Source organism: Kitasatospora sp. NPDC101157 (assembly GCF_044768255.1).
Lineage (GTDB): Bacteria > Actinomycetota > Actinomycetes > Streptomycetales > Streptomycetaceae > Kitasatospora.
Genome location: NZ_JBIWPL010000007.1, coordinates 230,197 through 250,394 on the forward strand (window position 1 = coordinate 230,197; position 20,198 = coordinate 250,394).

The window sequence follows — 20,198 nt, forward strand, 5'->3', positions numbered from 1 at the left end:
TTACCGTCACCAGCGGCGGAACCCGGCGTCAGCGGGTGCTTCCCGCTGGTTCGCCGAACCAGCGGCGCAGCGCCCGGTCCAGGCCGTGCGGGTCGGCGGCGCCGGGCGCGCAGGCCCAGGCGACGTAGCCGTCCGGGCGCAGCAGCAGAGCGGCGGCGGGTGGCTGCGGACGGTCGGCGGTCACCACGTCGACCCGGTCCTTCCAGCCCGCCGCGAGGTCGGCGAGGCCGAGCCCGCCGCCGCTCAGGTCGATCAGCAACGGCCGCGCGCCGCGGGCGAGTTCGGCGAGGCGGACGTCTCCGTCGGCGGTGCGGAGGGTGAGCTCCGGGGCGAAGCCCCCGGCGAGCGGGTGCGGGCAGCCGCTGTCGTAGCGGACGTCGCTGCCCGCCATCAGCGCGGCGATCCGGGCCAGGTTGTCGTCGTGGGAGAGCAGTTCGCCGACCAGGGCCCGCAGGGCGGTGACCTCGGCGCCGGGCGACATCAGCGCGATCTGTGCCTGGGAGTGCATGAACACCCGCCGGCCGACCGGGTGGCGTTCGCGCTGGTAGCTGTCCAGCAGACCGGGCGGGGCCCACCCGTGGAGGTCGGCGGCCAGCTTCCAGCCGAGGTTCGCGGCGTCCTGCAGACCGAGGTTGAGGCCGGGGCCGCCGGTGGCGGCGTGGACGTGGGCGGCGTCGCCGACCAGCAGCACCCGGCCGTCGCGGTAGCGCTCGGCGAGCCGGGTGTTGTGGCCGGCGGTGCGCCGCGGGGTGAACGGGCCGGCGGTGCGGGCCGGGGCGAGATCCAGCTCGGCGCCGGTGACCCGGCGGATGCTGGCGCGCAGCTCGTCCAGGGTGAGCGGGGCCTGATCGTCCACCGGCGGGCCGCCCCACTCCAGAGTGGCGATCATGACGGCGTCCGGGTTGAACGGGGCGATGACGAACACCCCGTGGTCGGTGCGGGTGTGGGTGTACGGGCGGAACGGAGTGGGGCAGCCGGGCAGCAGGACGTCACCGTCGTCGGTGATGCTGATCCCCTCGGGCGGCGGCACATGGGCGATGCGGGAGACCGGGTCGGGTGAGGTGACGCCGGGGAAGCCGATCCCGGCGAGTTTGCGGACGGTGCTGCGGCCGCCGTCGGCGCCGACCAGGTAGCGGGCCCGCAACCGCTCCGCGCCGTCGGGGCCGTGGACGTCGACCGTCACCCCGCCCGGGTCCTGGGCGAGGCCGGTGACCTCGCGGCCGCGGCGCACGGTGACGCCGAGTTCGAGGGCACGCTCCTCCAGCACCTCCTCGATCCGGTGCTGGGGCACGGGCACCGCGTGCAGCGGGTTCGCGTCGAGCCGGTGCAGTTCCAGCGGGAAGGCGCCGAACACGAAGCGCGGTACGGGCCGCGGCGCGCCCGGGGTGCCGCTGAGCGGTTCGTGGAGGCCGCGGTGGTCGAGCAGGCGGAGCACCTGGCCGACCAGTCCGTTGGCCTTCTGCTCGCCGGAGCGCGCGGGCAGCCGGTCCAGCACCACCGGCCGGACTCCGGCGAGTGCCAGCTCGCAGGCCAGGAACAGCCCGACCGGTCCGGCGCCGACGATGACGACGTCGTTGGTCATGTCGAATCCCCCTCCTTGACTTCTCGTTCAGGAACGTGGCGGTTCGGGCAGTCCGGCGGCCAGCTGCCGCAGTGCCTCGGCGAGCAGCGACTTGAAGGGCACCACGGGATCGGCGCTCAGGTAGTGCTCGTTGGAGACCTGCAGCGCGGAGAGCGCGGCCGAGGCGACCAGCTTCGGGTAGAGGTCCCGGGCGGCGTCGGTGCCGGTCCGGGCGGCGATCGCCGCGGTGAGCTCGGCCCGGGTCCCGGCGCTGCCGCGGACCAGCTCGGCCTGGAGCGAGGGCTCGCGCAGCAGCATCCGTACGGCGGCGACCCAGCCCGGGTCGGGCGCCTCCTCGGCGCCGTCGAAGGGCTCGACGAGCGCCTGGGTCAGCGCCTCCCAGAGTGGTTCCGCCGCCGGACGGGCCCGCAGGGCCTCGGCGGCCCGCAGGATTCGGTCGCGGTGCCGGGAGACGATCGCCTCGGCCTTGCTGGAGAAGTAGTTGTTGTAGGTGCGCGGGGACACCCCGGCCGCGGCCGCGATGTCCTCCACCCGGACGTTCTCCAGCCCCCGCTCCACCGCCAGCCGCAGTGCCGCCCAGCTCAGTGCCTCCCGCGTCGCGGCCTTCTTCCGTTCCCGCAGACCGGGCTGCCCGTTCGTCATGGCCTTCACTCTGCCGTGAAACCTGCGTGCCACGCAATAGTGCGTGCCACGCAAGTTTCTTCGGCGTTTCGGGGTCGTGGCGAGCCGCCTGCCACCTGCGGTTCGTCGCTGGTAGTAGTTGCGTGGTTGCGGAACGGTGCCCAGTGAGGGGCCGTGCCCGCAGGAATTCCGGCGGGACGACTCGACAGGACTTGAGGAGCGGTCATGGGTGGCAGACAGCGTCCGCCGCGAGCGCGCAGCCCGCGCCAGGGCGGGCCGGCCGGTGGCGGCCGGGCGAAGTCCCGGCTGGGGATCGCCCGGATCGAGGGCTACCTGGCCTGGGAGGCCGAGGTCGCGGCGGCCGAACGGGACGCCCGGGCCTTCGCCGCCCGGTTCCCGTGGCTGCCGGACACTGAGCGGGAGAGCCTCGAACTGGCCTACACCGCCGACCGGTTGCGCTACGCCGAGGAGGTCGTGGACCGCGCCGTCGAGCGCTGCCGCCGACTGGCCGCCCGCTACCGCGCCGAGTGCCGCCGGATCTGCACGCGCTGGGCCGCGCTCTGCCTGTCCGTCACCGTCGCGGCGGCCCTGTTCGCCGTCCTTCCGGCGGCCCTGCGGCTCTGAGCTCTGCCGGAGGTGTGCACGGCACGACGAGGGCCCGCCGCGCCGGCGTCGGCGCAGCGGGCCCTCCTCGCGTCGGGACCGGCATCAGTGGTGGCCGTGGCCGCTGCTGATCTCCGCGTGCTCCTCGGCCGTCGGCTTGGCGATCTGGCTGCCCTCGCCGTAGAAGCCGCGGGACAGCTTGGCCCGGGTGCGGGTCCACAGGCCGGCCCGGCGGACCACGCCGTTCTCGTCCACCTCGGGCTCCAGCACGATCGGCTCCGGCTGCTCGTGCGCGGTGAGGGTGAACAGCCGGCCCTGCGGTAGCGGCGCGTGCACCTCGACGTACTCGCCGTGCTGCAGCCGGTTGATGACACCGGTCTCCCGGCCGTGCAGGACCTTGTCGCGGTCCCGTCGCTGCAGGCCCAGGCACCACCGCTTGGTGATCACGAACAGGACCACCGGCACGGCGAAGAAGCAGGCCCGCACCGCGTAGGTGATCGCGTTGATCGACAGGTGGAAGTGGGTCGCCAGCAGGTCGTTGCCGCCGCCGGCGAGCAGGATCAGGTAGAGGCCCATCCAGGCCACGCCGAAGGCGGTGCGGACCGGGTGGTTGCGCGGACGGTCGGCGATGTGGTGCTCGCCGCGGTCCCCGGTGACCCAGGCCTCCAGGAACGGCCAGCCCCAGATGACCAGCAGCAGGGTCGGGAAGACCATCAGGGGGATGAACACCCCGAGGTTGAGGGTGTGTCCCCAGACGCTGATCTCCCAGCCGGGCATCACCCGGATCAGGCCCTCGGAGAAGCCCATGTACCAGTCCGGCTGGGCGTCCGTGGACACCTGGTCGGGCCGGTACGGGCCGTATGCCCAGATCGGGTTGATGGTGGCGATCGCCGACATGACCGAGACCACGCCGAAGACCAGGAAGAAGAAGCCGCCGGCCTTGGCCATGTAGACCGGCATCAGCGGCATGCCGACCACGTTCTCGTTGGTGCGGCCGGCCCCCGCGAACTGGGTGTGCTTGTGGTAGAAGACCAGGATCAGATGGGCCGCGAGCAGGCCCACCATGATGCCCGGGATCAGCAGGATGTGGACGGTGAACAGCCGCGGGATGATGACCATCCCGGGGAACTCGCCGCCGAACATGAACATCTGCAGGTAGGTGCCGACGATCGGGACGGCCAGGACCGCGCCCTCCATGAAGCGGATGCCGGTGCCGGAGAGCAGGTCGTCGGGCAGCGAGTAGCCCATGAAGCCGTCGAACATGCCGAGGATCAGCAGCAGCGCCCCGAAGACCCAGTTGATCTCGCGCGGCTTGCGGAAGGCGCCGGTGAAGAAGACGCGCAGCATGTGGGTCAGCATCGACGCGATGAAGACGACGGCCGACCAGTGGTGGATCTGGCGCATCAGCAGGCCGCCGCGGACGTCGAAGCTGATGTTGACCGTGGAGGCGTAGGCCTCGGACATCCGGATGCCCTTGAGCGGGACGTACGAGCCGTCGTAGACGACCTCGCCCATGCTCGGGTTGAAGAAGAGGGTCAGCCAGACGCCGGTCAGGATGATGATGACGAAGGTGTAGAGCGCGATCTCGCCCAGCATGAAGGACCAGTGGTCGGGAAAGATCTTGCGCAGGTTGGACTTGGCCAGGGAGTAGATGCCGAGCCTGCCGTCGGTCCAGTCGGCGAGGGCCTCGGCCTTGTTGGCCGGCTTGGTGCGCGTGCTGGTCACCCGTCCCGGCTGCGAGTGCAGTTCGGTGCTCACGACGGGCTCCCCGGCGTTCCCGGCGTGCCGTGGCGGAGGCCCGCCGGCGGGAACGCCGGCCGACGAAGTGTTGTGATCATGGGACCTCTCGATACGGGCCCGCCGGGCGGACCGGCGCGCGGACCTGGGCGGTTCACTGGACCCGTTGCTCAGGGTGATGGGGCGCTTACTCTGTCATGCTGTCGGCAGGGGGCCGACTGTGCACGTCCATCGGGCCGTCCGGCCGCGCGTGTCGGGCTGGACGGGGGGCGCTGACGCCCGATCGGCTGGCCCCCGGTCGGCGCAAACGGGGGCGATGCTGCGCTCGGGTGCAGCTGGAGCGTGTCGGTGCGCGCCGCGTCCGGGCGCCGCGAGGGCGGGGGCCTACGCTGCGCCAATGGCGGATCACCGTGAACTCTTCGAGGACGTCACCGAGGCCCTGGCCCGCGCCGGGTTCGACACCGCGCCGGGTGCCTCGCCCCTGTCGATCGGCCCCCACCCCGAGGGTGTGGTGGTCGGCTGGTCCCCGGGTGAGGAGCCGGACGGGCCGCCGTCCGGCCTGGCGCGGGCGGCGGTGACCGGAGCGGCCGCGCTCGTCCTGCGGGAACGGGGCCTCCTGGTCACCGAGACGAAGGAGGGGGAGCTGCTGGTGCGCTCCGCCGAACCGGTGACGGTGCCTCCGGAGGCGGAGGCCGAGGTGGCGCCCGAGCAGTGGTGGGGGTGACGAAGATCTCTTCCAGGGGGCGCCGGCGCGAGGAGTTGGCCGACGCATGGGTGTTCCCATACCGAACCCTTACCTGAACGCGGGGTGCAGTTGACCTCGGCGGCTCTAAGGTTTGCCTAAGCTAAGCGAAGCGCCCTGGACCATCCGTCCGGGGCGTTAGCCGTGCCCGCCCCGCCGGCGCTCCCGGCGTGGCGGTAGAGGACAGGTGACGACCCGGGGCGGCCCGGGGGAGGAGCCCGCTGCATGTGGGATGAGGCGTTTCCCAGCTTTCTGATCGGGCTGCGAGAAGGGCTCGAAGCAGGCCTGATCGTGTCGATCCTGGTCGCCACGCTGGTCCGGGCCGGCCAGAAGGGGCGGCTGCCCCAGGTGTGGACGGGCGTCGCGGCGGCCGTCGCGCTCAGCCTCAGCTTCGGCGCGGTGCTCACCTTCACCGCCGCCAACCTCTCCGGCCACGCCCAGGAGGCGTTCGGCGGGGTGCTGAGCCTGATCGCGGTCGGCTTCGTCACCGCGATGGTGTTCTGGATGCGCCGCTCGGCGCGCACCCTCTCCGCCGACCTGAAGGAGAAGGTGCAGGCCTCGCTGACGATGGGCGCGGGCGCGCTGGTGCTGACCAGCTTCCTCGCGGTCGCCCGCGAGGGACTGGAGACCTCGCTCTTCCTGTGGACCAACGCGCGCACCGCCGGGGAGTCCACCGGCCCGCTGCTCGGTGCCGCCGTCGGCCTGCTGCTCTCGGTGGGCCTGTGCTGGGGCCTGTACCGCCGGGCCCTGAAGATGAACCTCACCAAGTTCTTCACCATCACCGGCGCCGGCCTGATCGTCGTCGCCGCGGGCGTGCTCGGCTACGGCCTGCGCGACCTCCAGGAGTCCGGGCTGGTCGGCGGTGGCAGCACGTACGCCTTCGACCTGAGCGGACACCTGGACGCCTCCTCCTGGTACGCCACGCTGGTCCAGGGCACCCTCAACCTGACCGTCACCATGACGGTCCTCCAGGTCGTCGGCTACATCGCCTACCTGAGCATCGTGATGACCCTCTTCATCGAGGGCGTGCGTGGCGGCAAGGCGGCCCCGGCGGCGGCCCCGGCGGCCGCTCCCGCCGAGGCGGAGACGGAAGCCGGGAAGGCCGAGCAGCCGGTGCGCACCGGCCGTCCGCGCTGGGTGCTGCCGACCGCGGCGATCGCCGTCCCGGTCGTGGTGGCCGGTGCCGTGATCGCCGTCAGCGACGGCAAGCAGGACAGCTCCGCGACCGTCGCGGTCTCCGAGAAGGAGTGCGGCAAGGGCTTCGGCAGCCCCCAGCCCGGCCAGCAGGTGTTCCAGATGCACAACACCGGTGACAAGGTCTCCGAGGTCTACCTGGTCAACCCGGGCAGCGGCGCCGTCTACGGTGAGATCGAGGGCCTCGCCCCCGGCACGACCCGCGCGCTCACCGCCACCATCGGCTCCGGCGACTACGCCTGGCGCTGCGTGCCCACCGGTGGAACCGCCGTCACCTCCGCCACCGTGCACGTCACCGGCGGCGCCGAGGTCAAGGCCGTCAAGCCGGTCTCCGAGGACGACCTCAAGGCCCCGCTGGACAGCTACAAGGACTACGTCAACAAGGGCCTCGCGACCCTGATGACGCAGACCCAGAAGGTCCAGGCCGACGTGCGGGCCGGCGACCTCGCCACCGCCAAGGCCGACTGGCTCACCGCCCACCTGCAGTACGCCTCGCTCGGCGCCGCCTACGGCACCTTCGCCGACCTCGACAAGAAGATCGACGGCCGCGCCGACGGCTACGCCGACAAGGCCCAGGACCCGGGCTTCACCGGCTTCCTGCGGCTGGAGTACGGCCTCTGGCACGGCCAGTCCGCCGCCGACCTGACGCCCGTCGCCGACGAACTCGCCCAGAACGTCGCCAAGCTGGTGCACGACTTCCCGACCCAGGACTTCGATCCGGGCGACCTGCCGCTGCGCGCCCACGAGATCCTGGAGAACACCCTCCAGTTCGAGCTGACCGGCGACACCGACATGGGCAGCGGCACCAACCTGGCCACCACCCAGGCCAACCTGGCGGGCACCCAGGAGCTGCTGACCCTGCTGCAGCCGCTGCTCGACGAGCGCGACCCGCAGGTGCTGGTCCGGGTCAACGCCGACATGAAGCGGGTCGGGGACCTGGTCGCCGCCGCCCGCACCGCCGACGGCTGGACCCCGCTGGACAAGCTGCCCGCCGACAGCCGGCGCCGGCTGAACGGCGCCACCGGCCAGCTGCTCGAAGACCTCTCGCCCGTTCCCGCCATGCTCGAAATCCGGAAGGCCGCCTGATGACCGACCACACCGCAGCCGCCGGCTCCTGCCCGTTCCCGCACGCCGCTGCCGCCGCCGGGCAGGCCGTCGAGCAGGTCGTCGAGCAGGTCGTCGAGCAGGGGAGCTGCCCGGCCGGTCCGGCCCGCCGCAGCTTCGTCCGGGCCGCGCTCGGCGCGGGCGCGGGGGCCGCCGTCCTGGCCGGCGGGGCGTTCGGCCTCGGGGCCGAGCCGGCCGCCGCCGGGGACACCCACCAGACCAAGTCCGGGGCCGTCCCGTTCCACGGCGACCACCAGGCCGGCATCACCACCCCGGCCCCCGCCCACGCGGCCTTCGTCTCCTGCCAGGTGATCGCCCAGGACCGCAAGGGCCTGGAGGACCTCTTCAGGACCCTGACCGAGCGGATCCGCTTCCTCACCGCCGGCGGCACCCCGCCCGACCTCGGCGTCGGCGCCCCGCCGTCCGACAGCGGCATCCTCGGCCCCGTGGTGCCCACCGACAACCTCACCGTCACCGTCGGCGTCGGCGCCTCGCTGTTCGACGACCGCTACGGCCTCGCCAAGGCCAAGCCGGTCAAGCTGACGCCGATGAAGACCTTCCCCAACGACAACCTCCAGGCCGACGAACTCCACGGCGACCTCTCGCTGCAGATCTGCGCCGACCGGCAGGACACCGTGCTGCACGCCCTGCGCGACATCACTCGGCACACCCGCGGCGGGATGCAGATACTGTGGCGGATCGACGGCTTCCAGAACCAGTCCCGCCCGGACGGTGCCCAGCGCAACCTGCTCGGCTTCAAGGACGGCATCGTCAACCCGGACACCACCTCCAGCCGCGAGATGGACCGGCTGATCTGGGTCAACGACGGCGCGGGCGAGCCCGCCTGGGCGACCGGCGGCAGTTACCAGGTGATCCGGATCATCCGGATGCTGATCGAGTTCTGGGACCGGGTCAAGCTCAGCGAGCAGGAGAAGATGTTCGGCCGCCGCCGCGACACCGGCGCGCCGCTGGACGGCCACCAGGAGAACGACGCGCCGGACTACGCCAAGGACCCGAACGGCAACGCGATCCCGCTCAACGCCCACATCCGCCTGGCCAACCCGCGCACCGCCGACACCGACGCCTCGCGCATCCTGCGCCGCGGCTTCAACTACGACCGGGGCGTCGACAAGGCGGGCAACCTGGACATGGGCCTGGTGTTCTGCTGCTACCAGCAGGACGTGGTGCGGCAGTTCGAGGCCACCCAGACCCGGCTGATCGACGAGCCGCTGGTGGACTACATCTCGCCGACCGGGGGCGGGTACTTCTTCGTCCTGCCGGGCGTGAAGGACAACGCCGACTGGCTCGGACGGGGGCTGCTGGCCGCCGTCTGAGGGTGAGGTCGTCGACGGGCCCGGTGCTGCCGCGCACCGGGCCCGTTCGTCGTGCGCGGCCGTCCGGGAGCGAGCTGTTCGCCCCGGCGGTTCCTACGGTCCGGTGCGGGCCGGGTCGGTCCCGGCCCCGACGCCGAGCCGCCAGGACGCGACGTCGCGGTAGCGGATCGGTCCGGGGCCGCGGCCGATGTTGCTGCCCACAAGGTGCAGGCGTTCGGCCGGCCACGGCCGGCCCACGAAGCCGCTGAGCCCGGCCGCGGCCAGGGGCACGCTGAGCGGGTCGTCGCGGCGGGCCCGGGCCAGCGTCAGGTGCGGGCGCAGCGGCCGGTCCCTGAACCCGATCCCGCAGGACGTGACCACTTCCCGGACGGCGGCGGCCAGGCGGTGCAGCCCCTCCAGGTCGCCGTCGATCCCGGTCCACAGCAGCCGCTCGTCGAACTGGCCGCCGCCCCGCAGGCTCAGCCGCAGCGCGGGCAGCGACGCGACGGGCCCGGCCAGCGCCGCCCGCAGCGAGGGCACCACCGTGGACGGCTGCTCACCGAGGAAGGCCAGGGTGATGTGCCAGTCCTCGATCCGGTTCCACCGCAGCCGCGGGTACCCGACGTAGGCGGGCTGCAGGGCCCGGGCCAGTTCGTCCTTGGCGTCGTCGGGCGGGGCCAGGGCCACGAAGACGCGCCGCGTCGGGGGTTCCGGGTGATCGTGCACCAGGGATTTCTAGCACCCCGGCGCCGGTCACCGACCGGCGCCGCCCCCGGTCCGGACCGCCCGCGAGCCGGGCCGGCGGCGGGTGGCAGGGTGACGGATGGTGTGCGACGCTGCTTCTCGCGCGCCGTCGCGCGCGGGGGACCGGGGGGATCGGATGAGCCGTGGGACACCGTCAGGTGCGTACGGGCGGTGGGGACGGCCGGCGGGGGTGCTGCTGGTCGTCGGCGGGTTGTCGACGGCCGCCGCGACACTGCGGCCCGACGGCGGACTGCTGGGAACGGCGGCGACCGGGCCGGTGAGCGGCCTCGGGTTCGTGGTGCTGCTCGGGCTGGCCTGGGCCTCGGTGGTCGGCAGGTTCGCGGTGCGCTTCCGTGAGGAGGTCCGGCACCTCGACGGGCCCACACCCCGGGCCGAGCGCCTTCGGGCGGCGACCATGCTTCTGCTGCCCGTGGCCGCCGTGGCGGTGCCCGTGCTGCTCCTGGTCCTGAACCGCAGGGCCGCCTCCGGGCCGTCCGGTCCGCGGCTGGTGCCCGGGCTCGGCCCCGGGGCGGCCATGCCGACCCCGCAGGCGGAGACGCGGGCACCCGAGGTGCCGGGCGTCGTCCTGGGGGCCGGTGTGCTGGTGGCCGCCCTGTTCGTCCTGGCGGCGGCCGTCGCGCTGCTGTTCGCGGTCGTCGTCCTGCTCCGGCTGCGGGGGCGGCAGCGGCCGGTGGCGCTGCCCGGCGTGGTCGCCGCGAGCCCCGAATCCGCTCTCGCCGAGGCCGTCGCCTCGGGGCGGAGGGCACTGGAGGGAACGGACGCCAGGGCGGCGGTGATCGCCTGCTACGCGGCGATGGAGGGCTCGCTGGCCGCCTCCGGTCTGCCCCGGCACGCGTGGGAGAGCCCGACGGAACTGCTGCGCCGGGTGCTGTCCGACGAGCGGGTCGACGCCACCGCGGCGCGGGAGCTCACCGCGCTGTTCCGCGAGGCCCGGTACTCGACCCACCGGACGGACGACGACCACGTGCGCAGGGCCCGTACGGCCCTGGACGCCATCGCCGCCCGGCTCGCGGACGCCCGGCCTCCGGCGACCACCGGGGCGCACACCGAGGGAGGAGGGCGATGAGCGGGGCCGCGCCGCGACGGGACGAGCCCGTGGACACGGCGGACGCGACGGACCGCGAGCTCGCCCGTCCGGGCTCGGTGCGCCACAGCCTGATCGAGCTGGCCCTGCCCGCCGCCCTCGCGGAGATCCTCTGTGCCCTGGTCGGCGGCCGGCCGGCGGCGGGCGCCGGGGCGGTCCTGCTGGCCGTCACCGCCCTGCTCGTGGCCCGCCGGGTGGCCGGAGCGGGCACCGAGCCCTTCTCGCTGCGCCGCCGACCGCGAGAGATGGACGTGTACGAGCACGGCCTCGGCGACTGGCGCTGGACGATCCGACAGGGCCTCGACTCCCGGGGCGACGCCGTGGTGCTTCGGGCCAGGCTCCAACGGCTGTACGCGATACGGCTGTCGGAGGTCCACGGGCTGAACCTGACGGCCGACCGCGACCGGGCCGCCGAACTCCTCGGGCCGCGGCTGTGGCCGTGGATCGACCCGCTGGCGCCGCTGCCGGCCGAGGTCTTCCCGGCGGAGGTCCTGCACGGGCTGGTCGACCGGCTCGACTCGCTGTGACGGCGCCCGGTACCGACCCGGGTGCCGCAGCAACTTCCCCACCCAGATACCGAATCGTTTCCGCAGGAGCGCCATGTCCGACCTGTCCACCAGCCCGCACGCCACCGGCCCGCACGCCACCGGCCCGCACGGTCCCGCCGCTGCGGCCCCGGCGCCGCTGACCCCGCAGCAGGCCGGAGAGCGGGCCCGCGCGGTGCTCGCAGAGATCGAACGGGCCGTCGTCGGCAAGACCGAGGCACTGCGTCTGGTCATGCTCGGCGCCCTCGCCGCCGGGCACGTCCTCATCGAGGACCTGCCCGGGCTCGGGAAGACCCTGCTGGCGCGCTCGTTCGCGACCACCCTCGGCCTGGATTTCCGCCGGATCCAGTTCACCCCCGACCTGCTGCCCTCCGACGTCACCGGTGCGCCCTTCTACGAGCGCGGCACGGGCGAGATGGTGTACCGGCCCGGCCCGCTCTTCACCCAGCTGCTGCTGGCCGACGAGATCAACCGGACCCCGCCCAAGACCCAGGCCGCCCTGCTGGAGGCGATGGCCGAGGGCCAGGTCTCCGTCGACGGCACCACCCGCCGCCTGCCGGACCCCTTCCTGGTCATCGCCACCGCCAACCCGATCGAGTACGAGGGCACCTACGCCCTGCCCGAGGCCCAGCTCGACCGCTTCCTGCTCCGCGTGCGCATGGGCTACCTCCCGACCGCCACGGAGGCGGCCATGCTGCGCGCCCGGATCGACCGCGCGGCCCCCGAGCCGGTCCTGCGGACCGTGGCCGGCCCGGCGGAACTGCTCGCCATGCGCGCCGCGGTGGAGCGGGTGGAGGTCGACGACGACCTGGTCGACTACGTCATCGCCCTCGTCGACGCCACCCGCAACGACCAGCAGATCCAGGTGGGCGCCTCGCCCCGCGGCGGCCTGGCGCTGATCCAACTCGCCCGCGCCCACGCTATGCTGGAGGGCCGCGACTACCTCACCCCCGAGGACGTCAAGGCGCTCGCGGGCCCCGCCCTCGCCCACCGCATCACGCTCAAGCCCGAACTGTGGGTGCGTCAGATCGAGGCGGACGACGTGATGGCGCGGCTGGTCGCCTCCGTCCCGGCGCCGCAGACGCTGCCCCGGGCGGTGGCGCGGTGAACGCCGTCCGGTCGGCGCCGGGTTCGGCGCCGGCTGCGGAGCGGGCCCCGGCAGCCGAGGACACCGACCGCTTCGCCGACCGTGCCCGGGCCCTGGCCGTCGCCCGCAGTACCCGGGCCGGCGCCGCCGGCCTGCCCGACAGTCCGCCGTCACCGCACTGGCGGCCCACTGAGCAGACCCTGAGCCTGCTCACGGTGGCCACCGCCGCGGCCGTCGCCGCCCTGGTCACCGGCCACGCCTGGCTGCTCGCCCCGGCCGCCTTCGCGGGCGTCCTGCTCGCGCTCGCCGCTCCCGGGTCCGGCCGCCCCACCCGGCTGTCCGCCGGGAACACCGTCCAACCGCGGCGCTGCTTCGAGGGCGAGCCCGTCACCGTACACGTCACCGTGGAGCACGACGGCCGGACCGGCACGCCCGAACCCACCGTGACGCTCGGCCCCGGCCTGGCTCTGGACGCCCTGACCGTCACCCCGACCGGCGTCGACCTCGTCCTGCGCGCCGACAGCTGGGGCCGCCGCCACCTGGGAGTCGTCGACCTCGACGTGCCCGACGCCCAGGGCCTGACCCAGCGCACCGTCCGCACCGACCTCGGCACCGTCGACGTCTTCCCCGTCCCCGACGCCGCCCACCTGACCCCGGTCCCGGTCCGCCTGCCCGAACGGATCGGTGAGCACACCACCGCCCAGGAGGGCACCGGGATCGAGGTCGTCGGGGTCCGCCCGCACGTGCCCGGCGAACGGCAGCGCAGGATCCACTGGCCGTCCACGACCCGCCGTGACGCCGTCCAGATCAACCAGTTCGCCGCCGAGCGCGCCGTCGACGCGGTCGTCCTGCTCGACACCCTCGCCGACTACCACGACACCGCCACCGGACGGCGCAGCCTCGACGAGACCCTGCGCGCCGCCACCGGTCTGACCCGCGCCTACCTGCGCCGGCACGACCGGATCGGCCTCCTCGCGGTCGGCGGACGCCTGCGCCAGCTCACCGCCTCCAGCGGGGACCGGCAGTTCTACCGCATGGTGGAGTGCGTGCTGGAGACCCGCCAGGACCGCCCCCAGCGCGGCCCCCTTCCGCCCCTGCCGCACGCCGCCCTGCCCGGCCACGCTCTCGTCTACGCCTTCACCCCCCTCGCCGACCAGCGCATCCTGGACGTCCTCGGCCGGATCCGCGAACGCGGCAACCCGCTCGTCGTCGTGGAGATCCCGGCGGGGGAACCGACCGCCCGCCCCGACGACGGGACCGACGCCCTAGCGCTGCGCCTGTGGCGTGCCGAACGCGAGGCGATGCGGGCCACCCTGCGCGGCCGGGGCATCCCGGTGGTCGCCCACACGCCGGGCGAGGCCCTCGACCTGGCCCTCGGGCCCCTGCTGCGCCGCCGCATCGTGGGGGCCGGGCGATGAGCAACCCGCCGACCGTCGGAGCCACCGGGCCGACCGGGCCGACCGGACGCACGGAACCCACCGGACCGACCGGACGCACCGCACCGACCGCACCGACCGGACGCACCGAACCCACCGGGCCGGGCGGCGGGTCCGCGCGTCTCGAACGGGCCGTCCTGCGCGGTACCGGAACCGCCCTCGCCCTGGCCGCCGCGGGCACCGGACCCGGCACCCTCACCGACCGGCTGGGGCCCCTCTGCCTCCTGCCGATCGCCGCCGGCGCCCTGTGGGCCGCCGTCCCCGCACCGAACGGCCCGACCCCGGTGAGGTGGGCGGCGCGGCTGTCCGCCCGCCGTACCACCCTCCTCACCGCCGGGGCCCTCCCGCTCGCCGCGCTCGGCGAGCCGTCCTGGTGGCGGGCGCTCGCGGTGACCGTCCTGCTCGCCGCCCACCTGCTGCTGCTCGACGCGCTCGGTCCCCGTCGCCCGGGCATCCGCCCCGCCTCCGCGGTCACCGCCCTCACCGCCGCGCTGCTGGTCCTGCCCCCGGCCCTGGCGCCGATCGCGGCCGGCGAGTGGTCCCGCCCGCTCGCCGTACTGGGCCTGGCGGCAGCCGCTGTCGGTGTGGGCCTCGCCCTGCACCCGCGTCCCGAGCGTCCACCCCTCCGGCCCCCGGCGGACCGGGAACCGGACGGCGCGGGCCCGGGGCGCCAGGTGTTCCGTCCGTGAGGTCGGGGCCCGGGCGGCTTCGCCGCGGGACGCCGGAGGACGGCGGCCCCGGGTGGGTGCAGCGCACCCACGACCCGGCCCGGGGGACGGGTCTAGCGTGGCCGGCATGGAAAGCAACAACGAGCTCGGTGAGTACCTGCGTGCCCGCCGCGCGATGATCACCCCGCGGGACGTCGGGCTGCCCGACGGCGGGGAACGGCGGGTGCCGGGACTGCGGCGGGACGAGGTGGCGCTGCTGGCAGGGGTGAGCACGGACTACTACATCCGCCTGGAGCAGGGTCGTGAGCGGAACCCGTCCGAGCAGGTGCTCCGGGCGATCGCCGCGGCACTGCGGCTGGACGGTGCCGCGGCGGGCCACCTGTTCCGGCTCGGCCTGCCCGTCTTCGCCACGGCGGCCGCGGCACCCACCGTCGCCCCGGAGCTGGTGCGGCTGATGGACGGCATGCGCGACGTGCCGGCCTTCGTGGTCGGCGCGGCGCAGGACGTGCTCGCCGCCAACGCGATGGCGCGCGAGCTGTACCGCGGATTCGCCCGGTACGACAACCTGCTGCGAATGATCTTCCTCGATCCGTTCGCGCGGGAGTTCTACGTCGACTGGGACAGGGCGGCGCACACCGCGGTGGGCAACCTGCGGGCGTCCTCCGCGCAGTTCCCCGAGGACGAGCGGATCGCCCGGATCGTCGGCGAGCTCGGCGTGCGCAGCCCCGCCTTCACCGGCCTGTGGGCACGTTACGAGATCCGTCCCCGCACGCAGGAGGACAAGCACTTCCGGCACCCCCGCGTGGGTGAGGTGCGGCTGCACTTCGAGGCGCTGGCCGTCACCAGCGCCGCGGGCCAGCACCTGTCCGTCTACAGCGCGGAACCCGGCAGCGCCGGCGCCGACGCCCTGGTCCTGCTGCGCCGACTGGCCGAGCAGCGCTCGGCCGGCACCCTTCCGGACACCTCCGCAGAGGACGAGGACGTCCGGGCATGACCGCCGCCCGCCACGCCGACCGGCCCTCCCTCACCCACTCACCCGCACCGAAGAAGGCACCTCACTCCATGCTGCTCCCCTCCACCGAGGCGGGCCGGGGACGGACCGTCGTCCTGCTGCACGCCAGGCCCACCGACCGCACCATGTGGGACGCCCACCTCCCGCTGCTCGCCTCGGCGGGCGTGCGGGCCGTCGCCCTGGACCTGCCCGGACACGGCGAGGCGACCGTGCCCGACCGCCGCGAGGTGGCCCCCTGGTCGGACGTGCTCGCCACGCTCGACCACCTCGGGGCCGACCGCTTCGTGCTCGCCGGGAACTCACTGGGCGCCCTCGTGGCCCTCCAGACCGCCGTCACGGCACCCGAGCGGGTCGAGGGCCTGGTAGCCGTCGGGTACCGGCCCCACGACCAGCCCGCCTCTCCACGCCTGGAGGCCGCCTGGGAGGCCGAACGGACGGCGCTGGCCGCCGGCGACCTGGACGCCGCGGTGAAGGCCGGCGTCGAGGCGTGGACCGCGGCCGGGGCCACCGAGGAGGTACGCACCCGGGCCGCCCGCATGCTCCACCGCCGGCTGGCCGACCAGCTCGCCCACGGCGAACCGCCGCAGGCGGCGGATCCCCTCGGCACGGGCCCGGCGGCGCTGCGCACGCTCAGGGGCGTGCCCGCCCTGGTCGGCGTCGGCGAGCACGACATGCCCGACTTCCACGAGGGCGGCGAGGGCCTGGTCCGCGACCTCGGCGCGGGCGGCATCACCGTCATTCCCGGCGCCGGACACCTCGCCCCGCTGGAACGGCCCGCGGCGTTCTGCGCCCTGCTGCTGGACTTCCTCCGCCGTCTCCCGGAGCAGTCGTCGCCCGCGCCCAGGTAGGGCGCGTCCGACGGTTCCCGCCGGGTGCGGGCGAGTTGTCGGACACACCCGAGGACCCGGCGCCGGCCGTCGGCGTCAACCTCACTGTCAGTACAGCTAGCCGCCGAGGGTGAAGCCGATGACGGCGCCGCCGCCCTCGCGGTTGGCGGCGAAGGCGGTGCCACCGTGGGAACGGGCGACCTCGGCGACGATGGCCAGGCCCAGGCCGGAGCCGGGCAGGCTGCGGGCGGCGGTGGCGCGGTAGAAGCGGTCGAAGACCCGGTCGAGGTCGTCCTCGTCGATGCCCGGGCCGCGGTCGCGGACCTCGACCCGCGGGCCGCGCGCCACCAGCTCGATCGGGGACGTCCCGACCGGGTCGAACTTGGCCGCGTTCTCCAGCAGGTTGTTCACGGCGCGGGCCAGCGCGTCCGGGCGGGCGATGACGACGGTGCCGTCCGCGTCCACGGTGATCTCCCGGTCGCTGCGCCGACGGGCCTGGGCGGCGGCCTCGCGCACCACGTCGGCGAGCAGCACCTCGACCGGGTCCTCGTCCGCCTTGCGGTCGGCCGCGAGCGCCACCAGCTCCTCCACCAGCTGGGTCAACTCCCTGGCCTCCTCGGAGAGATCGGCGAGCAGCGCGGCGCGTTCGGCGGGTGGCAGCCGGTCGATGCTGGGCAGCACCGCGAGGTTGGTGCGCAGGCTGGTCAACGGGGTGCGCAGCTCGTGCCCGGCGTCCTGGACGAGCCGGCGCTGGTTCTCCTTGGCGGTGGCGAGGCGGACCAGCATCCGGTCGAAGGCGCGGCCGAGCCGGCCCACCTCGTCCGTCCCGGCGGCGGGCACCGGTACGTCCAACCGGCCGCTGGAGGCGACCAGTTCGGCGGCGTCGGTGAGCCTGACCAGGCGGCCGGTGATCCGTCCGGCGACCAACCGGCCGGCTCCGCCCGCCACCAGCACGACGGCGGCCACCACGGCCGCCATCTGGGTGCGCAGCCGCGCCAGCAGCTCCTCGACGTCGTCGAGCCGCTGCACGATCTGGACGGCCCCGCGGCCGCCGCCCAGCGAGACCACCCCCACCCGCCAGGTGGCGCCGGGGAGGTCGCGCTCGTCGGTCACCGTCCGGGCGGGGGCGTCGGCGCGGGCGAGCGCGAGGTCGTCCGGGGAAGTCGGCAGGACGATGCGGGAGGTGCCCGGGAGGACGGCCCCGTTGGGGTCGAGGGCCTGCGCCGTGACCCGGATCGGGTGCAGCAGCTGCTCGCTCAGGCCGCTCGGGCCGTTGAAGTCCCCGGGAAACAGCTTCTCGCGGTTGACCTGGCCGCTCACCGCGTGCAAGGCGGAGTTGAAGTCGTCCGTCTCGTCGTCCCGGATCAGGGCGGCGGCGGCGCGGTAGCCGAGCGTGCCGATCAGCACGGCGACCAGCGCCGCCATCGCCGCGAAGGCGAGCGAGAGGGTGGTGCGCAGGCCCGGGAGCGGCAGGCGGGGGCGGCGGCGGCCCGCGGGGCCGGTCACGGCTCGCGCAGCGTGTAGCCGACGCCGCGGACGGTGTGGATCAGGGGGGCGAGGCCGGGGCGGTCGAGCTTGCGCCGCAGGTAGCCGATGAACACCGCGAGGTTCTTCGAGCCGGGGCCGAAGTCGTAGCCCCAGATCCGCTCGTACAGGGTGGTCTGGTCGAGGACGGCGCCGGCGTTGCGGGTGAGCAGCTCCAGGAGGTCGAACTCGGTGCGGGACAGCTCCAGTTCCAGTCCGCCGCGCCAGGCACGGCGGGCGGGCGGCTCGACCCGCAGGTCGGCGACGGTCAGCACGTCCTCCGGGGTCTCGGCGGGCGGGTTGCGGCGCAGCAGGGCGCGCAGCCGGGCGAACAGCTCGTCCACGTCGAAGGGCTTGACCAGGTAGTCGTCGGCCCCGGCGTCGAGTCCGGCGATCCGGTCCGGGACCTCGACCCGGGCGGTGAGCATCAGCACCGGGGTGCGGTCCCCGGCGGCGCGCAGCCGGCGGCAGACCTCCAGACCGTCCGGGGCCGGCATCATCACGTCGAGCACCAGGACGTCCGGGCGTTGCTCGGCGAGGACGGCGAGGGTCTGGGTGCCGTCGGCGGCTATCCGCACCCGGTAGCCCTCCAGCGTCAGGGCGCGGGTGAGCGAGTCGCGGATGGCGCGGTCGTCCTCGGCGATCAGCACGGTGTGGGTCATGGGGGAGATTCTCCCTGGCGTGCGCACGGCAGTGGAGGGCGGGGCGCGGGCTTCCCGCCGCCGAGGGTTTCGCGCGCCGCTTCGTGGGCGTACGGTGGCCACACGGTGGCGTGCCGCCGGGTGGGCCGCCGGTCCGTTTCGGTACGCCCGCCGGAGGCCGCGATGGCAGAGCGGATGGCCTTCCTCACCACCCCGCGCGCGGAGCGGGAGCGGCGGGACGCGCGGGAGCGGCTGGGGGACTGGCAGGAGGTCTACCGGCCGGGGGCCCTGCTGCCGCTGGTGGGCGGGCAGGCGGCGCGGTGCATGGACTGCGGACTGCCGTTCTGCCACGCGGCGTGCCCGTTGGGGAACCTGGTGCCGGAGTGGAACCGGCTGGCGGCGGACGGGGACTGGCGGGGCGCGGCCGCCCGGCTGCTGGCGACGAACAACTTCCCGGAGTTCACCGGTCGGCTCTGCCCGGCGCCGTGCGAGAGCGCCTGTGTGCTGGCGATCGACGACGCCGCGGTGACGATCAAGAACATCGAGCTGGCGATCGCCGACCGGGCCTGGGAGGAGGGCTGGGACGGGCCGCTGCCGCCGGAACGGCGGGGCGCGGTCCGGCGGGTGGCGGTGATCGGCTCGGGCCCGGCCGGGCTGGCCGCCGCGCAGCAGCTGACCCGGGCCGGGCACGCGACCACGGTCTACGAGCGGGCCGACCGCCCGGGCGGCCTGCTGCGCTACGGGATCCCGCCGTTCCGGCTGGAGAAGCACCGGCTGGACCGGCGGATCGACCAACTGCGGGCCGAGGGCACCGAGTTCCGCACCGGGGTGTGGGCGGGACGGGACGTCACGGGCGAGTGGCTGCGCGCCGAGTACGACGCGGTGGTGGTCGCGGTGGGTGCCACCGCCCACCGGGAACCGGCCGTGCCGGGCTGCCGGCTGCCGGGGGTGCATCCGGCGATGGAGTACCTGACCTGGGCGAACCGGGTGGACGAGGGGGATGTGGCGAACTCGCCGCTGTCCGCAGAGGGCAGGTGGGTGGTGATCGTCGGCGGCGGGGACACCGCGGCCGACTGCCTGGGGACGGCGCTGCGCCAGGGCGCGGCGGCGGTCACCCAGTTCGACATCAATCCGCGTCCGCCGCGGCACCGGGCGCCGGAGCAGCCGTGGCCGGTCCACCCCAAGGTGTACCGGGAGACCACCTCCCACGAGGAGTCGGGGGCAGTGGCAGGAGGGACGGAACCGTCGGCGGAGGAAGGGACGGAACCGTCGGCGGCGGGCGGCCGGGTGTTCGAGGCGGTGACGGTCGGGTTCGAACCGGGGGCGGACGGGCGGCTGGCGGCCGTCCGCTTCGCGTCCTGCACGGGGGGCGAGCGTGAACCCCGGGCGGGTACCGAGCGGACGCTGCCCGCGCAGCTGGCCCTGCTCGCCCTGGGCTTCAGCGGGCCCGAGCCGGAGCAGCCGTTGTTCGCCCAACTCGGCCTGGCCGTCGGGCCGGAGGGCACGCTGGAGCGGGACGACGGCTTCGGGACCGCCGCCGACGGGGTGTTCGTCGCGGGGGACGCCGGGCGGGGCCAGTCGCTGATCGTCTGGGCGATCGCCGAGGGCCGCTCGGCGGCCGCGGCGGTGGACCGCTACCTGCGCGGGCGGACCGAACTCCCGGCGCCGGTACGGGCGTCGGCGCGGGCGCTCACGCCGTGAGGGCGGGCGCGC

General features: G+C 74.7%; 18 protein-coding genes. 12 read left to right on the forward strand and 6 right to left on the reverse strand.

Going from position 1 to position 20,198, the window contains the following annotated elements; all coding sequences use genetic code 11:
• Positions 1-28: 28 nt before the first annotated feature.
• Both ACIRVF_RS18070 and ACIRVF_RS18075 read right to left on the reverse strand, forming a co-directional pair.
• Positions 29-1,582 carry an FAD-dependent monooxygenase gene (locus ACIRVF_RS18070; protein WP_402818133.1) on the reverse strand — a complete coding sequence of 518 codons (1,554 nt, stop codon included), beginning with the start codon at positions 1,580-1,582 and terminating at the stop codon, positions 29-31.
• Positions 1,583-1,609: 27 nt separating this feature from the next.
• The gene (locus ACIRVF_RS18075) at positions 1,610-2,224 is read right to left on the reverse strand and encodes a TetR family transcriptional regulator (RefSeq protein ID WP_402818136.1); all 615 of its coding nucleotides are present in this window, start codon (positions 2,222-2,224) and stop codon (positions 1,610-1,612) included.
• 204 nt (positions 2,225-2,428) lie between these two features.
• Here ACIRVF_RS18075 and ACIRVF_RS18080 point away from each other — a divergent pair, with 204 nt between their 5' ends.
• A complete protein-coding gene (locus tag ACIRVF_RS18080) occupies positions 2,429-2,827 on the forward strand; it encodes a cytochrome C oxidase subunit I (protein WP_402818138.1) in 399 nt (132 codons plus the stop codon).
• Between the two features lie 84 nt (positions 2,828-2,911).
• On the opposite strand, the gene ACIRVF_RS18085 is transcribed toward ACIRVF_RS18080, so the two are convergent.
• Positions 2,912-4,531 carry a cytochrome bc complex cytochrome b subunit gene (locus ACIRVF_RS18085; protein WP_402818517.1) on the reverse strand — a complete coding sequence of 540 codons (1,620 nt, stop codon included), beginning with the start codon at positions 4,529-4,531 and terminating at the stop codon, positions 2,912-2,914.
• Positions 4,532-4,940: 409 nt separating this feature from the next.
• On the opposite strand from ACIRVF_RS18085, the gene ACIRVF_RS18090 reads away from it, so the two are divergent.
• The 3 genes from ACIRVF_RS18090 (at position 4,941) to efeB (ending at position 8,917) form a co-directional block, all read left to right on the forward strand.
• A complete protein-coding gene (locus ACIRVF_RS18090) occupies positions 4,941-5,267 on the forward strand; it encodes a hypothetical protein (protein WP_402818141.1) in 327 nt (108 codons plus the stop codon).
• 243 nt (positions 5,268-5,510) lie between these two features.
• Positions 5,511-7,565, forward strand: coding sequence for an iron uptake transporter permease EfeU (efeU, locus tag ACIRVF_RS18095; RefSeq protein ID WP_402818144.1), 2,055 nt, complete (start codon positions 5,511-5,513; stop codon positions 7,563-7,565).
• Positions 7,565-8,917, forward strand: a complete 1,353-nt coding sequence (gene efeB / locus ACIRVF_RS18100; RefSeq protein ID WP_402818146.1) for an iron uptake transporter deferrochelatase/peroxidase subunit — start codon at positions 7,565-7,567, stop codon at positions 8,915-8,917. Before efeU ends, efeB begins: the two co-directional genes overlap by 1 nt.
• A 93-nt stretch (positions 8,918-9,010) precedes the next feature.
• Here the strand turns inward: efeB and thpR are convergent, their stop codons facing one another.
• Entirely contained in the window at positions 9,011-9,622 is a 612-nt protein-coding gene (gene thpR / locus ACIRVF_RS18105; protein WP_402818149.1) for an RNA 2',3'-cyclic phosphodiesterase, read from the reverse strand.
• Between the two features lie 208 nt (positions 9,623-9,830).
• Between thpR and ACIRVF_RS18110 the strand changes: the two genes are divergently transcribed.
• The 7 genes from ACIRVF_RS18110 (at position 9,831) to ACIRVF_RS18140 (ending at position 16,341) form a co-directional block, all read left to right on the forward strand.
• Positions 9,831-10,727, forward strand: coding sequence for a DUF4129 domain-containing protein (locus ACIRVF_RS18110; RefSeq protein ID WP_402818152.1), 897 nt, complete (start codon positions 9,831-9,833; stop codon positions 10,725-10,727).
• The gene (locus ACIRVF_RS18115) at positions 10,724-11,272 is read left to right on the forward strand and encodes a hypothetical protein (RefSeq protein ID WP_402818155.1); all 549 of its coding nucleotides are present in this window, start codon (positions 10,724-10,726) and stop codon (positions 11,270-11,272) included. The genes ACIRVF_RS18110 and ACIRVF_RS18115 overlap by 4 nt, the downstream gene beginning before the upstream one ends.
• Before the next feature lie 73 nt (positions 11,273-11,345).
• Complete coding sequence (locus ACIRVF_RS18120; RefSeq protein WP_402818158.1) at positions 11,346-12,398, forward strand: AAA family ATPase; 1,053 nt, start codon at positions 11,346-11,348, stop codon at positions 12,396-12,398.
• Complete coding sequence (locus ACIRVF_RS18125) at positions 12,395-13,795, forward strand: DUF58 domain-containing protein (protein WP_402818161.1); 1,401 nt, start codon at positions 12,395-12,397, stop codon at positions 13,793-13,795. Before ACIRVF_RS18120 ends, ACIRVF_RS18125 begins: the two co-directional genes overlap by 4 nt.
• Positions 13,792-14,502: a hypothetical protein gene (locus tag ACIRVF_RS18130; protein ID WP_402818164.1), complete on the forward strand. Its 711-nt coding sequence runs from the start codon at positions 13,792-13,794 to the stop codon at positions 14,500-14,502. The genes ACIRVF_RS18125 and ACIRVF_RS18130 overlap by 4 nt, the downstream gene beginning before the upstream one ends.
• Before the next feature lie 106 nt (positions 14,503-14,608).
• Positions 14,609-15,475 carry a helix-turn-helix domain-containing protein gene (locus tag ACIRVF_RS18135; protein ID WP_402818167.1) on the forward strand — a complete coding sequence of 289 codons (867 nt, stop codon included), beginning with the start codon at positions 14,609-14,611 and terminating at the stop codon, positions 15,473-15,475.
• On the forward strand, positions 15,472-16,341 hold the full coding sequence (locus ACIRVF_RS18140) for an alpha/beta fold hydrolase (RefSeq protein WP_402818170.1): 870 nt from the start codon (positions 15,472-15,474) through the stop codon (positions 16,339-16,341). The genes ACIRVF_RS18135 and ACIRVF_RS18140 overlap by 4 nt, the downstream gene beginning before the upstream one ends.
• Positions 16,342-16,437: 96 nt before the next feature.
• On the opposite strand, the gene ACIRVF_RS18145 is transcribed toward ACIRVF_RS18140, so the two are convergent.
• A complete protein-coding gene (locus ACIRVF_RS18145) occupies positions 16,438-17,826 on the reverse strand; it encodes an ATP-binding protein (RefSeq protein WP_402818173.1) in 1,389 nt (462 codons plus the stop codon).
• Positions 17,823-18,506 carry a response regulator transcription factor gene (locus ACIRVF_RS18150; RefSeq protein ID WP_402818176.1) on the reverse strand — a complete coding sequence of 228 codons (684 nt, stop codon included), beginning with the start codon at positions 18,504-18,506 and terminating at the stop codon, positions 17,823-17,825. The genes ACIRVF_RS18145 and ACIRVF_RS18150 overlap by 4 nt, the downstream gene beginning before the upstream one ends.
• A 162-nt stretch (positions 18,507-18,668) precedes the next feature.
• Between ACIRVF_RS18150 and ACIRVF_RS18155 the strand changes: the two genes are divergently transcribed.
• Positions 18,669-20,186 carry a glutamate synthase subunit beta gene (locus tag ACIRVF_RS18155; RefSeq protein ID WP_402818179.1) on the forward strand — a complete coding sequence of 506 codons (1,518 nt, stop codon included), beginning with the start codon at positions 18,669-18,671 and terminating at the stop codon, positions 20,184-20,186.
• Positions 20,187-20,198 lie beyond the last annotated feature (12 nt).

Coding starts and splice junctions, on each gene's coding strand:
- ACIRVF_RS18075 (WP_402818136.1), bottom strand. CDS start 2,224: ATGACGAACGGGCAGCCCGGTCTGCGGGAACGGAAGAAGGCCGCGACG.
- ACIRVF_RS18120 (WP_402818158.1), top strand. CDS start 11,346: ATGTCCGACCTGTCCACCAGCCCGCACGCCACCGGCCCGCACGCCACC.
- ACIRVF_RS18090 (WP_402818141.1), top strand. CDS start 4,941: ATGGCGGATCACCGTGAACTCTTCGAGGACGTCACCGAGGCCCTGGCC.
- ACIRVF_RS18150 (WP_402818176.1), bottom strand. CDS start 18,506: ATGACCCACACCGTGCTGATCGCCGAGGACGACCGCGCCATCCGCGAC.
- ACIRVF_RS18070 (WP_402818133.1), bottom strand. CDS start 1,582: ATGACCAACGACGTCGTCATCGTCGGCGCCGGACCGGTCGGGCTGTTC.
- ACIRVF_RS18135 (WP_402818167.1), top strand. CDS start 14,609: ATGGAAAGCAACAACGAGCTCGGTGAGTACCTGCGTGCCCGCCGCGCG.
- ACIRVF_RS18140 (WP_402818170.1), top strand. CDS start 15,472: ATGACCGCCGCCCGCCACGCCGACCGGCCCTCCCTCACCCACTCACCC.
- ACIRVF_RS18130 (WP_402818164.1), top strand. CDS start 13,792: ATGAGCAACCCGCCGACCGTCGGAGCCACCGGGCCGACCGGGCCGACC.
- ACIRVF_RS18155 (WP_402818179.1), top strand. CDS start 18,669: ATGGCAGAGCGGATGGCCTTCCTCACCACCCCGCGCGCGGAGCGGGAG.
- ACIRVF_RS18080 (WP_402818138.1), top strand. CDS start 2,429: ATGGGTGGCAGACAGCGTCCGCCGCGAGCGCGCAGCCCGCGCCAGGGC.
- ACIRVF_RS18115 (WP_402818155.1), top strand. CDS start 10,724: ATGAGCGGGGCCGCGCCGCGACGGGACGAGCCCGTGGACACGGCGGAC.
- efeB (WP_402818146.1), top strand. CDS start 7,565: ATGACCGACCACACCGCAGCCGCCGGCTCCTGCCCGTTCCCGCACGCC.
- efeU (WP_402818144.1), top strand. CDS start 5,511: ATGTGGGATGAGGCGTTTCCCAGCTTTCTGATCGGGCTGCGAGAAGGG.